Annotated in this window: 12 protein-coding genes and 1 other annotated feature; of the genes, 3 read left to right on the plus strand and 9 right to left on the minus strand. The window is 37.8% G+C overall.

The genetic code is table 11. The features are described from left to right. Window positions 1-26: 26 nt before the first annotated feature. From HMPREF0877_RS03720 to HMPREF0877_RS03730, 3 genes are read right to left on the minus strand one after another with little or no spacing between them, the layout of a single operon-like run. The gene (locus tag HMPREF0877_RS03720; RefSeq protein WP_002827889.1) at window positions 27-971 is read right to left on the minus strand and encodes a nucleoside hydrolase; all 945 of its coding nucleotides are present in this window, start codon (window positions 969-971) and stop codon (window positions 27-29) included. Window positions 972-982: 11 nt separating this feature from the next. Further along, window positions 983-1,897 (minus strand): ribonucleoside hydrolase RihC, encoded by a 915-nt coding sequence (gene rihC, locus HMPREF0877_RS03725; RefSeq protein WP_002827890.1) that lies wholly within the window; start codon window positions 1,895-1,897, stop codon window positions 983-985. Window positions 1,898-1,939: 42 nt separating this feature from the next. Beyond that, window positions 1,940-3,163: a NupC/NupG family nucleoside CNT transporter gene (locus HMPREF0877_RS03730; RefSeq protein ID WP_002827891.1), complete on the minus strand. Its 1,224-nt coding sequence runs from the start codon at window positions 3,161-3,163 to the stop codon at window positions 1,940-1,942. A 297-nt stretch (window positions 3,164-3,460) separates the two neighbouring features. Here HMPREF0877_RS03730 and rbsK point away from each other — a divergent pair, with 297 nt between their 5' ends. Genes rbsK through HMPREF0877_RS03745 form a run of 3 tightly spaced genes read left to right on the plus strand, consistent with a single transcriptional unit; the run spans window position 3,461 to window position 6,036 of the window. After that, the gene (gene rbsK, locus HMPREF0877_RS03735; protein WP_002827892.1) at window positions 3,461-4,390 is read left to right on the plus strand and encodes a ribokinase; all 930 of its coding nucleotides are present in this window, start codon (window positions 3,461-3,463) and stop codon (window positions 4,388-4,390) included. A 14-nt stretch (window positions 4,391-4,404) separates the two neighbouring features. Then, the gene (gene rpiA / locus HMPREF0877_RS03740; RefSeq protein WP_002827893.1) at window positions 4,405-5,082 is read left to right on the plus strand and encodes a ribose-5-phosphate isomerase RpiA; all 678 of its coding nucleotides are present in this window, start codon (window positions 4,405-4,407) and stop codon (window positions 5,080-5,082) included. Between the two features lie 3 nt (window positions 5,083-5,085). Beyond that, entirely contained in the window at window positions 5,086-6,036 is a 951-nt protein-coding gene (locus HMPREF0877_RS03745) for a DMT family transporter (protein WP_002827894.1), read from the plus strand. A 115-nt stretch (window positions 6,037-6,151) separates the two neighbouring features. Here the strand turns inward: HMPREF0877_RS03745 and HMPREF0877_RS03750 are convergent, their stop codons facing one another. The 6 genes from HMPREF0877_RS03750 to HMPREF0877_RS03775 all read right to left on the minus strand — a co-directional run bounded on the left by HMPREF0877_RS03750 (window position 6,152) and on the right by HMPREF0877_RS03775 (window position 14,792). Continuing rightward, window positions 6,152-7,447 (minus strand): MFS transporter, encoded by a 1,296-nt coding sequence (locus tag HMPREF0877_RS03750; protein ID WP_002827895.1) that lies wholly within the window; start codon window positions 7,445-7,447, stop codon window positions 6,152-6,154. A gap of 193 nt (window positions 7,448-7,640) precedes the next feature. Beyond that, complete coding sequence (locus HMPREF0877_RS03755; protein WP_040760518.1) at window positions 7,641-8,792, minus strand: ArgE/DapE family deacylase; 1,152 nt, start codon at window positions 8,790-8,792, stop codon at window positions 7,641-7,643. 73 nt (window positions 8,793-8,865) lie between these two features. Then, window positions 8,866-9,099 (minus strand) — a binding site (T-box leader). 94 nt (window positions 9,100-9,193) lie between these two features. Next, entirely contained in the window at window positions 9,194-9,997 is an 804-nt protein-coding gene (locus tag HMPREF0877_RS03760) for a lipoprotein precursor (protein ID WP_002827898.1), read from the minus strand. A 190-nt stretch (window positions 9,998-10,187) separates the two neighbouring features. Next, a complete protein-coding gene (locus HMPREF0877_RS03765; protein ID WP_002827899.1) occupies window positions 10,188-11,525 on the minus strand; it encodes a glycoside-pentoside-hexuronide (GPH):cation symporter in 1,338 nt (445 codons plus the stop codon). 15 nt (window positions 11,526-11,540) lie between these two features. Continuing rightward, a complete protein-coding gene (locus tag HMPREF0877_RS03770; RefSeq protein WP_002827900.1) occupies window positions 11,541-12,404 on the minus strand; it encodes an AraC family transcriptional regulator in 864 nt (287 codons plus the stop codon). Window positions 12,405-12,446: 42 nt separating this feature from the next. After that, entirely contained in the window at window positions 12,447-14,792 is a 2,346-nt protein-coding gene (locus HMPREF0877_RS03775) for a hypothetical protein (RefSeq protein ID WP_002827901.1), read from the minus strand. Window positions 14,793-14,946: the final 154 nt, after the last annotated feature.

The raw sequence follows: 14,946 nt of genomic DNA on the forward strand, positions 1-14,946 counted from the left end.
GCAACGCTGTTTTCTATTTCAATTTTTTATTTCAATAACATAATCATATAGTTCATAAAACGTTCTAAGTAAAAAGGTACATCAACGTCAATTGCTGCATAGTTGTTAATATGTTCATCCTTCAACTTATCTAGATCACCAATTGTGCGACCATCGTCGGGAGTCACTGTCATATTAAGTGGTAACAAGGTGACAAATTTCGGATCGACCGCAACACCAACAGCTAGCGGATCGTGTAGGGCAGCCCCGTTTTTATTAATATCAAGGTCATAATAGGCATCGATATAATAATCAAAGATGTCAGCTAAGATGCGACCTTTTTCCGTTCCCAAATCACGCCACTGCTGTGTTTCTTTTTTAGTCAATAGCGTTCTCAATGTAACGTCTAATCCCACCATCACAAGATGCTTTGCATGTTTGAATACATAATCCGCAGCCGCCACATCTTGATTAATATTCGCCTCAGTATATGGTGTCACATTACCAGGGACAGTTAGTGCACCACCCATTAATGTGATATTACCAATTAATTGTTCAATTTCTGGGTCTTTTTTAAAAGCAGCTGCAAGATTGGTTAGCGGACCAGTCGGTACCATGACTAAATCATCTTGATACTGATGAGCAGCTTCAATAATGAAATCCACGGCATGTTGCTTTTCAACAGAACGAGATGCTTTTGGCACATCAACATTACCAACACCATTTTCACCATGGATAGCTTTTGAAATTGCCATTGTTTCAAAAGAATCCGTAGTTGATGAATGTGCTTCACCCAAGAAGACTGGTACTTCTGGTGCATCTAACAAAGCTAGTAAATTCAAGCTATTTTGTGCTGAATTTTCAACTAATGTATTACCATATGAAGACACAATACCAATCAAATCAGCATCTGGTGTTGCCAACGCATAAGCAATTGCTAATGCGTCATCGACGCCAGTATCCAAATCTAGGATCATCTTTTTCTTTGCCATGTTTTTCCCCTTTATTTTGGCATTCTTGCAACTTGCTTAATAAACCATTCATTAAACATCTCTGCATCGATATCAACACCCACATTTGCGTTGTAGGTACCTGGCTCATGCCATCTGTTTTGAATATCTGCAACTGTAGCCCCAATTGCTGGTCCGTCGGTTGCCACTTCAATATTCATTGGTTCTGTCGTAATTAATTCTGGATCAAGCGCATAAAGTATCGTGTTCACATCATGCATCGGCTTACCACCTTCATGCACATCCCCATAAGCAGAAATAATCTTATAAAGCATGTCACCCGACTTACCCATATCCTTGATTTTACCGACTGTTTCAGCAGTAATTAATGCTTTTAAAGTCACATCCAGACCAATCATCGTTTTTTCAATCGGTGCTGAAAAAACGATTTTAGTGGCATCCGGATCAGTGAACACATTAAACTCAGCGACCGAACTACAATTTCCACCTGAAATACTACCACCCATCAAAATCAAATGTTCAATTTTATCTAAATCATTGGGATATTTTTGAATGAACTGGGCAATATTTGTATACGATCCGGTGGCAATCAAGGTTATTTTGTCAGCGGACTGATTAATCGTCTGATGGATCGCTTCAACAGCCGGTAAATCAATTGGCTTCATTTGCGGTTCTGGAAAATCATAACCAGGCATTCCTGAACTACCATGAATTGCTGATGCATCAGCAAATGCCTTCTTTAATGGCGCTTTTGCACCCATGGCGACCGGGATATCCTTATTAAAAAAGGTCAATAATTTCAGCGTGTTGTCCGTTGTCTTATCTACTGAGACATTACCAGCAACCGTTGTGATCAATTTAACATCTAAATCTGGATGATTAATGGCAACTGCAATCGCTGCTGCATCATCAATTCCTGGATCCATATCTAATATGACAGATAGCATGACAAGTTTCCCCCTTGAATAATTTATTATACTAACTGATGATTACCAAACAAACATACCAGCTGTAGCAGCTGAAAGTAATGAAACTAGCACACCAGACAAAAGCATGTATCCAACACGTGAGCTGATGTATTCGTTCTTTTCTTTATTGACCAATCCCTTAAAGGCACCAAGAATCATACCAATCGTACCGAAGTTAGCAAAACTCGTTAAGAACACTGTCATAACAATTCTTGCGTGTTCGCTAGAGAACAATCCCTTGTTGGCCATAATTGACTTTGAAATCTCACCCATAACAACGAATTCGTTAGTAACCAACTTAGTTCCCATAAATTGTGCGATGTGGAATGCATCTTGAACATTGAAGCCCAACAACCAAGCAAATGGGAACATGATAACGCCAAAAATATTTTCAAGTGTCAACCAGTGGAATCCAGTTAGGCTAAATAATTGGTCAATCAATGCGGCCAGGGCAACGAAAGCAATAACTGTTGCGGTAATGATCAAGATCAATTTACCAGCACCAAGAATTGAATCACCTAGGAATGAGAAGAATGGCTCTTTCTTACCATTTTCTGAATCGACCTTAACGATGACATCATCTTCAGGTTCAACCTTTGTTGGATTTAAAATAGCTGAAATAACAATTGCGCCTAAAATATTAAGCGGTACGGCTGTTAAAACATATTGACCTGGCACCATTTGTGTATATGAACCAATAATGGCTGAAGTCACACAGCTCATCGACATCATCGCTAACGTAAAATTACGTCGTGCTGACATGCTCTCTAGCTGATTCTTAGAAACGGCTAACACCTCTGTATTACCAAGAAACATCATTTCAATTGAGAAAAATGCCTCGAACTTTGGTTGACCAGTAATAAAGGTCAAAGCCTTTCCAATCCACTTAATGATCCAAGGTAGAATACCAAAATAAGTTAAAATATCAAACAATGGCACAACTAACAAAATAGGTAGCAATGCCGAAGTTACAAAATTAGGACCACCATTATTTGCAGTTAACCAGTCTGGCAAAGCAAAGGCAATTCCCTTTGAAGCAACAGAAACTAACCAATTAAAGCCATCGGCTGCTCCTTGAACAGCAATTTGACCTGCTTTGAATTGGGTAAAGAACCAGGCTAAAAATACCTCTAGCACAAGAACAATCCCAACGGACTTCCATTGAATGTTCTTTTTATCATTAGAAAATAGATAAGCAACCCCGATAAAAACAAGGATTCCTATCACATTAATAGCAATTAACATTTTGTTTACCTCACAAAATTAATTTTTCTTTATTAAAACATTTAACTATGATAATATGATACCTGTAAATGAGTAAAACGTTTTACCAAGTATTAGTATAACAGTGTCTTGTTATTTTTGAAAGCGCTTTCTATCGTTGCTTATTTTTTGGTGATCAATCATACCACTAAAAAATGCTTTCAAAATATACGCAGACGCAAGCTATTCAACAATGCTTGGGTTTTGATACCATAATTGCCCAACTATTTTTTAGTAAAAGATAATTTTTAAATTCTTTAAATATAGAGGGATAGAAAAATGCAAAATGTTGTTATTATTGGCAGTTTAAACATTGACGTATTACAAAAACTAGATCGCTTACCTACTGTTGGTGAAACAATCAGCATTAACAGTAAATCAACTAACTTTGGTGGCAAGGGAGCAAATCAGGCAGTTGCTGCCGCTCGCCAAGGTGCAACCGTGTCCTTCATTGGGGGTGTTGGCGAGGACCCAGAAGGTCGCTCATATATTGACCTACTCAATGAAGAAGGTATTCATACCGATGCCATTTACACAAAATCAGTACCCACCGGTACCGCTTATATTATGCTCGAAAAAAATGGTCATAATACAATTTTAGTCTACGGTGGCGCAAACATGGCGCTATCCAGAGCAGATATTGATCAAGCACAAGATTTAATTAAACATGCTGATGTTGTGGTCGCACAACTAGAAGTTCCACAAGACGCTATCAAAAGGGGGTTTGAATTAGCGCATCAATATGGAGCCAAAACAATCCTAAATCCTGCACCTGTCACAGATCATGTTGATCCTGACATTTTAAAAAACACTGATTTATTGGTGCCTAATGAGACTGAAGCGGCTGCCCTACTTGGCTTAGAGCCAACGACAGACTATGAAAAGCTAGTTGCCCGGACACCACTATTCAAAGATAATTTGGCAATAGAAAATGTCATTATTACCCTCGGCGAACACGGTGCCTTCTATACAATCCATGGTAAGCCGGGGCTAATCAAAAGTTTTAAGGCTGATGCAATTGATACGACGGCCGCTGGTGACACTTTCATTGGCACAATTGCTGCCACACTTGCTGCTGACCTATCTAATATTGAAGAGACTTTAAAAAAGGCTAGTATTGCCAGTAGCATTGTCGTTTCACGACCTGGTGCCATTCCTGCCATTCCTTATCAAGATGAAATTGTCGCAAAATTATCATCAAATAACTAAGGAAGTATATCAACATGAATATTAATTTACAGAAAAAGAGCGCTGCACAAGCAGCTGTCAACTATATTGATGAAGGCATGATCGTTGGACTAGGTACTGGTAGCACGGCAAACTACTTTATTGAAGCTTTAAGTAAAAAAATAAAAGCCGCCAACTGGCACTTAACTTGTGTGACAACTTCTACAAAGTCACGCCAACTCGCTGAATCCTTAGGCATACACGTTGTTAGTATTGATGATGTTAATCACATTGATGTAACCGTCGATGGTGTTGATGAATTCGATCCACAATTAAATGGTATCAAAGGTGGCGGTGTAGCACTTTTATTTGAAAAAATTGTTGCACTTAGCTCTAACAAGAATATATGGATAGTTGATACCTCCAAAAAAAGTGATAAATTGGGTAGCTTTTTACTCCCTGTAGAAATTATACCATTTGGTTCTGTGCAACTGTTTACAAAGCTAAGTCAAATGAACCTAAAACCACAATTCAGAGTGGATAATCAAAACCAAAAAGTATTAACTGATTCCAAAAATTATATTATCGATGTCGACATCAGTCATGTCTCCGATATTCATAAATTGGCTGATACCCTCAAGTCATTGACAGGTATCGTAGAACACGGTCTATTCCTTGATCTTTGTCATACAGTGATTATTGGCGGCGAACATATTGAGAAGATTGACAGGTAAATTATGCTATATATTTTAAGTCTGTTCGCTGGACTTGTTTTAGCTGTCCAGAATCCTTATAACGTCAATCTTGGTAAACAATTACACTCCCCTATTCTAGCAGGATTCATGACATACATCATTGGTACCATCGAATTTCTTATTGCCTTGTTTGTACTAAAAATTAATGTTATTTCAGTTTTGTCGGAAACGTTTCAGAAGGGATTCCCATGGTTTATTGGTGGTATCCTAGGGGCAATTTATATTACAAGTATCATTATCCTTTTCCCAAAATTAGGTCCAATTAAAGCAGTGATTTATCCAACCCTTGGTCAAGTCACTTCTGGTATTTTAATTGATGCAATGGGTTGGTTTAATGTCCAACAAAGCCCACTAAATATGATTAAAATCATTGGCCTTGTACTACTCATTATTGGTGTGATTTTGAGTGCCTATACTCCCAGGGTAAATAAGTTGAACGATGTGAATTCTAATAACTGGTTGCTCTGCCTTTGGGGATTTATTGCTGGTGTCCTATCGACAATTCAAGGAATATTTAACGGTAATTTGGGGACGTTACTACATAAAACGGCTGAATTCCAAAATTCAGCTGAATTGGCTGCCTCGATTGCATCATCGTTTATCGCATTCTTGTTTGGAACATTATTACTCTTAATCGTCGTTAGCGTAAATCGAGAACTCACACCTGGTAAATTTGTATCCGGGGTTCGGTCTGGTACAGCATGGGCCGCATCTTCAATGGGCGCATCTTTTGTCCTATGCATGACTATTTTAAATCCAACAATTGGCCCCGGTTTAACAGTCAGTTTGAGTATTATTGGACTAATGATTGGTTCGATCACCATTGAACATAATGGTTTGTTCCAAGTTCAAAAAAATAAAACAACCCGACTAAAAATAATCAGTGTCGCTGTCTTCACTATCGGTATCATCATCATTAAAGTTGTTGGTTGATATTACAGCAAGTCTTCAGTCTTTTGGAACACGTTTAAGGGGGCATCAATCTACCCAATTTAAATGAGTAGATTGATGCCCCCCTTTCAGTTTATGATGCCTTGTTATAGCTCATTCACTTGTTTTCTATTTGCTCCAAGCTTGAATGTTTTGAAGTTTCGAGCATGCGGATATAAACCAACAAACTAACTAAAATTGCGAAGGAAACATAGAAAAAGAAAATATTTTCGTGACCGATACTTTTCGTCCATAGCGCAACATATTCAACAGTACCTCCAAAGATGGCAACAGTCAAACCATAAGGTAAGCCAACACCTAACGCTCGAATTTCAGTTGGAAACATCTCTGCTTTTACTATGGCATTGATCGATGTATAACCACTAACAATCAATAATCCACCCAACATCAATAGAAAAGCCATTATCGGACTTGAAAAATATTTCAAACCAATAAAGATTGGTACTGTGAGTAAGGTTCCCAAAATACCAAACCAATACAACAACGGCTTACGGCCAATTTTATCCGAAATAGCACCAAACAATGGTTGGATTGCCATAAAGATTAGCAAGGCCAAAAAATTGATCGCCGTTACTATTCGATTTGATAACCCAAGAGAATTAATCATGTACTTTTGCATATAGGTGGTGTACGTATAAAAGGCAATCGTACCACCAAAGGTCAGGCCAACAACCGTTAACACTTGCCTTGGATATTGCATGAGTATTCGTAATGAACCACGTGATGCCTTATCCTTTTGATTCGCCGTATTTTTAAATTGTTGCGTTTCATCCATTGATAAACGAAGATAGAGCACTAAGATTGCTCCCAATGCCCCAATTACAAACGGAATTCGCCAACCCCAAGCTTGTAGTGCTGATTCATTTAAGAAAAATTGCAAAATGCCTTGAATCGCAAGGGCTGCAAGTTGGCCACTAATTAATGTGACATATTGGAAAGATGCATAGTATCCACGCCGGTTTGACGAAGCCATTTCTGATAAATAGGTTGCTGAAATGCCATACTCACCACCTAGTGAAAGGCCTTGAACCATACGTACCAAAATCAAAATTGCGGGCGCAAAAATACCAATCGTTTTATAACTAGGAATCAGTGCAATAATCATGGAACATGTTGCCATAATTGTTACTGACAACGTTAGCGCTGCACGTCGACCACGAACATCAGCATATTTTCCCATGAACAAACTTCCCAATGGACGCATTAAGAAACCAACGGCAAAGACACCTGCCGCACTCAATAGTTCCGCGGTCTGATTAGTACTTGGAAAAAAAGATGGCGCGAAATAAACTGTAAATGATGCGTAAATGTACCAATCGAACCATTCAATCATATTACCTAAGGAACCTTTGATGATATTAGCAGTGATTTGCCGTTGGCTAAAGTTTTGCATGTCTGGCCTCTCTTTCTCATGTAATTAATTTTCTTCTAATAATAGTCACATATAAACGCGGTGTCAACTAAGTTATGAAACTTATTAATATCATATTTCATTAATAATAAATTCAAAAAACCACCGTATAATCATGAGCATTTTTCGCACTGTTGATTATACGGTGGTTTAAATTATGATTGACAATCGATTCCTACTGCAAAAATTCACGAGCAATTTTTTGATAAATTTTAATCAACGATAGATAACTACTAATGGTCGTGTATTCATTGAGTTGATGTGAAGATTTGTCCCCATCAGCACCTAAAATCACTGTAGGCAGACCTGGATTATTCTTCACAAAGACACTGGCATCGGTTGCACCATTCATCGTCAATAAATCAACTTGACGATCTGTAAACGTTTCTTGTGCCGCTTGTTTAACGATTTGAATAAAACCATTATCACTTGCTGTTTCAACTGGTTCAAAATTATGAATAATTTCCAAAGATAGTTGGGCATCATATTGCTGATTTAGTTCTTCCACAGCTGCTTCAATTCGCGCAATCACCTGTTGATTATCAAACGCTTGGGTGGGACGAATATTACCTAATAATTCAGCAGTAGCTGGGATAGTGTTAACCTGCTCACCACCGTGAATGACCGTAATACTGTGCTGCACCCGTCCCAAGTAAGGATCTTCTGGAGTATCTGCAAAAAGGTCTTTTTCTAAATTAATATAATTGACCAAACCTTGAATGGCATTAATCCCCTGGGCTGGACGTGAGCTATGAGCCGCTTGACCACGACTTGCAATGCGGTAATTAAAACTTCCTGAATGAGCAAAAATAATTTGACCATCTGTAGGTTCACCAATCACAAGTGCATCAGCATCATCGATGGCGTGTTGCTCATTTAAACGATATGCACCAGGCGTACCAAATTCTTCGCCTGCCGTCGCAATAAAACGCAGTGTTCCATTTAATGTGACCGCAGGATTTTCAGCTAATTCAATTAAGGCGATCACTTCAGCAGCTAAACCACTCTTCATATCCGCTGCCCCACGTCCATAAAGTTTATCACCAATTATCTGTGCCCCAAATGGTGGTTGTTCCCAAGCTGATTCATCATCAATTGACACTGTGTCTTGGTGACCAGATAATACCAGAATCTTCTGATCAGCATTTTTACTGCCAATTTCAGCTTGTAGATTTGCTCGTTTATCGCCAAATTCATCAATTGTTGCCTTAATTCCATGTTCAGCAAATACCTGTTGTAGATATGTCGCAACTGCTAACTCATTACCATTGACGGTATTGATATTAACCAAATCCTGTAAGATCTTAATTTTATCTGCTTTTTCCATAATGACATCCCCCATTAATTACATCTTTTTCTATTACTAGATATTCTCTAAACAAAAAAGCTTTCACCCCTTGTTCAAGGACGAAAGCTTCGCGTTACCACCTTAATTTGTACTCTTCTTACAAACAGTACCTCCATCACTTACCCAGTTAGCAAGTGAGACCATAACGAGTCTACCCGTAACCATTGCTTGCACAATGATTAATGCTCAGAGCTCATCTTCGTTTCTTTTCATTTGCGGTCTTCTCAGCTAACGACCTTCTCTGGACAAACTACTTAGAAATTACTCTTCTCATCATCGCAATTTTCTAATAATTATCTAATAAAGAAGTTACTCGCTTTGGCGGTTGTTTGCAAGTGGTTTTTGATAATTAAAGTAACCAAATTTTGTCAAAATACAGCTTATCGATACGCATTAAGTAGATTTTGCAATTCTGCCTGTGCCGCTTGATCTTCTGAAACTTTAAAAGTATACGATGGACCATACGGATTTTTTTGTCCTTCATCGGTATATTCAGCAAAACCAGCTGATAAACTTGCATCACCCTCAGCCAATTTTAGTTCATATACCTTGCCGTTATCACCAAGCATATACTTCGTAATTGGCTTGCTCATTTCGGCTTTATCCCCATAACCACCAGCAATCGTCACTACGGCATCATCTTGGCGACCAACAGATCCATCTTTCATTGTTAAGAAAACACAACCGCCGATCGCATGGATTGGAAACGCTGACGGACCAGGATTATTTTGGTCTTGTACTTGAATTTCACCATCCGTTGTATTAGCGTACCAATCTCCTGTCCCGGCTGCCCCATGATCAAAATACCAATCGGTCACTGCCATATTACCAACCTTTGCGCGCCCAGCTGCCCAATTCAAAAAATCCGCATTAACTGCCTGTTTCTGTGCTGTCGTTAATTGAACCGGTTCATTAGTCGTTGGTTCTTCAGAACTGGAAGAGGTCGAAGAAGTTGATGATGATTCACTCACACTTGACGATGTCTGGTGTGAACTAGACTTTTTTTCACTAGTCGCTTTCTTTTTATCCGCACTATCCATTTTTTTAGATAGTGAACTATTTTTAGCTCGTTCCTCCTTTAGGTCTCTATCCTGTGACTGTTGGTTAACGTACAACATACCACCTGCCCCGAGACCAATAGCTACTACGACAATAATCGTTCCTATCCAAGCTCCCTTACTCATTTGAAATCCCCCTTTGATTACAATGGTATATGAAAATTATAGCATTATATAGGTGATTCCTTTATTTGGGCGAACTATGGGTAATACGCTTTAAAACTGTCCATAATAAAAAGCCACCAAATATATCAAAAAATTTAGTGGCTAATATTGTTCGATAATTATTGCAGAGATGTAATCTAGTTTTCCCAGATTAACTAACTCGCTCTAACAAGTCCTTTTTAATTTGAGCTTCTTTTTTCTCAAACTTTGAATAAGTTAACATGATGGCAGCACCAATCATAAAGCAGATTGCTGGTAACCAAATAAATGAGAACTTAATACCTGCTAATGCAGATGCAGTTTGTTGTTTGTGAGCAACATAACCAGCAGCAGCCATAATCTTAGAAGGTAAGAAACCTCCTAGTCCTGATCCCATCTTGATGCAGAAAGCACTACCAATTGCTGTCAAGAAGCCCGCTGAACGGATGCCGTTCTTCCATTCACCATAGTCAACCGTATCTGACAACATAGCAAATGGCATTGATACAGCGATTCCCGTACCGATTGAAGTGAATATCCATGCAGCCGCAATTAACGCAAAATTGCTACCAACAAATCCCATTAGAATTTGACCAAGCGATGCGATTGAAAAACCAATAATCAAAGTTTGTCCCTTTGAGAATTTTCTAACCATAAATGGAATCAAAATGTTTCCGACGACTTGGAACAGAACCAATCCATTTAGTAATGATGCATAATTTAGATGTCCTAAATTATATTGTGCATAATAGATAACTGTTGATGTACGTACTGTATTTCCCAACCAGTACATCACATTGGCTAAAACAATAATAACCCATGGCCAGTTCCCACGCATTGCTTTAAAACTGTCTTTGATTGGAATACTTTGTACTTCTTGAGGACCTGAATTAACTTCTTGTGTCTTTGCAAAGGCGAAGATGAACATCAATAGTCCGATTACAGAGTAGACAGCAGCTGTAATTGCAAACCCTTTTTGGTCATTACCACCACCAAAGAAAGCGACCAATGGCAAAGTAAATGAAGCTGTCACGAAGTAACCAATATTACCACCAACCATACGGTAAGAATTCAATTTCACACGCTCATCTGAATCATTACTCAAATTAGGTAAAATTGAAGTAATTGGTGTTGAAATACCTGTATAAATAATTCCCGTGATTAAATATGTCACCAAGGCATAGATACCTTTTTGTGCCGCAGATAAATCTGGTGACAAAAATGATAGCGTTAAAAAGATTGCAAATGGCGCAGCAAGCCATAAGAACCACGGGCGGCTTTGCCCATACTTAGAATGCGTATGATCAATAATCAATCCCCAAATTGGTGCATCTAATGAATCAATCACTCGTGCAACTAGTAAAATCGTTCCAGCTGCACCGACAGAAATACCAAACACATCAGTATAGAAATATAGAATGAAACTTGTTAGTGTACAGTAAAGCAAATTTCCTGCCGTGTCAGTACTGGCATAAGCTAGGATATTTGTCAGGCTTAATTTTTTTTGCATTATGTTTCCCCAAAATTATTTTTTATAAGTGGCGCGATATGTCTTAGGCGCCATCCCCGTCATTTTTTTAAACTGATTTGTAAAAGAGATATAGTTTTCAAATCCGACTAATTCGGCAATATTCTTAATCAACTTGTTAGTGTGAATCAAATATTGTTTGGCCGTTTCAATACGAATTTCTTCTAAAAGTTCTATTGCCGTTTTCCCATAGACTTTAGTCATCACACGGGCAATATAGTTAACATGCAGATGAAATTCATCAGATAAGCGATTATTATCAATATGTTCAGCTAAATGTTCAGCCAAGAATAGGTGAACTTTTTCTGCTAGCATGGTGACACGATCTTTTGAAATACCACGAGTATCAATATATTTAAGAAATTTTAAAAATAATTCTTCTGTATACCAGATACTGTCAATTCGACTACTTTCGGTACTTTTTTGAATTTCATTTAGTAAATCAAAAATCAAATTTGGCTCAGTAATTTCACCTAGTTTTGGTAATTGCAATGTATAGGATTTTTGATGAAAATGTAATTCTGGAATCGGCAATTCAGATACAAAGCGCATTGGAAAATTACTTTGTTGCCATCTTGAAGTTGTATAGATATGCATCCAGAAAAAACTTGTTTCCTCTTCGCAAGGTTGCCAAGAATCGTGTTCACCATTTGGTAGAAGGATAAACATTTCATTTGCGTGAATTGTGTACTTTTTGCCATCTTCACGTAAAAATAACGCACCCTTCTTGACGAAAATTAAATCAAAGAAGCCAATATTATATCGATGATCATGGCTTTGCCCTGCTTTAAACGTAATATAATTTCCTTCGATAAAACTAGGAAATGGTGGCATTGAAATCGAAATAATTTGTTGATCCATCCTTTTTCCTCCGATACATCACCAAAATTAGTCACTAACTCATTATTTATTTATATCAAATAAGTAATTATCAGCCGAAGTTACTTCTGATAACTGTCGTGTACCAGTCTCATCAATCAACCAAAATTCCTTTTGATATGGTGCAAAACTAATAATGTTAATCTGATTTCCAACTTCCTCATAGGTACCATTAATGACTGACCAACTATCATTTTGATGAATCAAATAAGTTCTTTGACCGATACCATCTAGGTAAGCGACTAGTTCCTCACCCATATCCCAATCTGGTGTTTCATTCGCACTGTTAAATAATTTAGCAAAGATACCACCGTCTGAATAGAATGTTGATTGACCAAAACGGTTACGTGATAGATCAGGGCGATTAAGATGCGGACCAGCAACTGCATAAGTTGATGCAGCCATTCCCTCACTTAACTTTGTCGTGGTCACTGAGTTTGTATCATAGCAATACATAATGGCTGCTGTTGCACGATAACTAGCATCCAAATATGCCGTATCTTTAAGTGCTTCATAAACTTTAAAGGTTGCTGCAGCTGTTACACCACCCCAGAGCGAATGAATCATATAAGCTAATGCTTCCCACCATCGATCTGGATTTTGTGCTCTAAAATCATTTGAATAACCAATGTTTGCTAATAGCAATTGACCATATGTCTCAGCACCACTAACAAAGCCAGCTTCACTTAAAGCACCAGCAGTTGGACCAAAGCCAGCATTATCAAAATAGTGCTCAGTAATCGCTGCTTGATAGCCTAAACGATCATCGTCTAACTTTTTGGTCACTTGCTGCCATAGGTTATTGATTTTGTCATAATAATCAGTTAATCCATGTGACTTTAGCTTTTTAAGCAAATCCTGAATGTATAGGAAGTAAACTCCTAACATTTGCGCTTCTTCTTTACCACGCGCTGTTTCATGCAAATCAGGATTGACCCGTAACATAAAGACATCGGCTGCCCATTGTAGGTACTCTTCTGATGAATTCAGTAATAGCGTGTCATCATCAAACTCTGATAATAGCAGGAATAAATGCGCAATGTATTCAAAATCCATGCAGCGATAGAAATCACCATACAAATTACTTGGTTGTCTGAAATTACCATCTGTGAACCATTTTGGTCGGACATAGTTCACCGCACTTGCTTCTACTTGTCTGACTTGTTGCTGGTCTAAAGCACCCATCAAGTTTTTCTTCAAAACTAAACTTAACTTACCTAATGATTCACCCTGATTCGAAATCGGCGTAAATGCATATGGCACTTCTCCATCTGCGCCTTGGTAAAGTTCTTCCGAAATATACTGCACACGGCGATCAATAATTTCATTTAATGGCGTCATCACGTTCAGCACAACTGCATCTTGCGTACCATCTGCAAAATCAAAAGTAATCTGATGCTCGCCTAAAATCGTTGGTTTAAAAACTACTTGATAGTGGTCTGATGATTGTTGGAATTTTAGTTCAGTTGTTTGTTGCCCATTTTCACCAGCAACGGCTGTTACACCAACTAATTCATGACCGTTGCCTGCAATAGTCAAATAACTTGGTTGATTAACAATATTTAACGGTTGATATGAAATAGTTGGTTGTCCAACTTCACGTGCTTTTTGATAAAAATCTTGTTTAGAATCGGTTGGTTGCATGACATAATGCCACACTTTCGTTTCATTTGCTTTGATGATGATTGGATTTTTGTCATAAATCCAGTCATTATTTTCAAAATCTTCATCATAACCACCAGCTAGGATTAACTGATGGAATAACATACCATCCAAAGATGGTGAAACATTTTCAAAAAACAAATTGTTATAAGCCGCATAGGTTCCAACTGATAATGTTTTCCCTGCTGTTTGGTAAATACCAAGATTACCGGATTGATTATCCCGCCGAACTGCATTAATTTTTGTAAAATCACGCGAAATTGATGGGTAAACTGCCGCCGATTCATGGATATTTTTAGCAACATTTTTGTCACGGAACATCACATAAGCAAGTGATAACCAGACACCGAAATTATTAATTGTTAGTTCGTCAGTTGTTAGATTTTTTAGACTGATTTCCCAATCTAATTGATTATCATCAGCTAAATCATAGATAAAAATAACCTGTACTTTTTGCTGTAAATTATAGGTAACGACTGCCCGACTTGAATCACTTGTTATTGTTGGTTCTAAATCATGACTATCAATTTTTTGCCCATTGATAGTAATCGTAAACTCACCAAATAATTTATCTGATTCATCAAAATCTGTTTGTTTCAGATATTGATTATCAATGACCCAATTCATTTGATAAGGATCATCTTTCATGACTAATGATTCTACATAACCGCGGGGATGCACCTGCAATCGCAGTTTATTATTCTCCATTGTTTAACTCCTTAAGCCTTTTTAACTAAGCTACCCTTGTAGTTTAACACGTAAATGAGACCGCTTACATTACCTATATACAACTAAAAGTTATAGAATTTCACACAAAAAAACTCCAAAGGATTGGTTGATTATCACAATCCTTTGGAGTTTT

The organism is Weissella paramesenteroides ATCC 33313, assembly GCF_000160575.1.
Taxonomy (GTDB): Bacteria; Bacillota; Bacilli; order Lactobacillales; family Lactobacillaceae; genus Weissella; species Weissella paramesenteroides.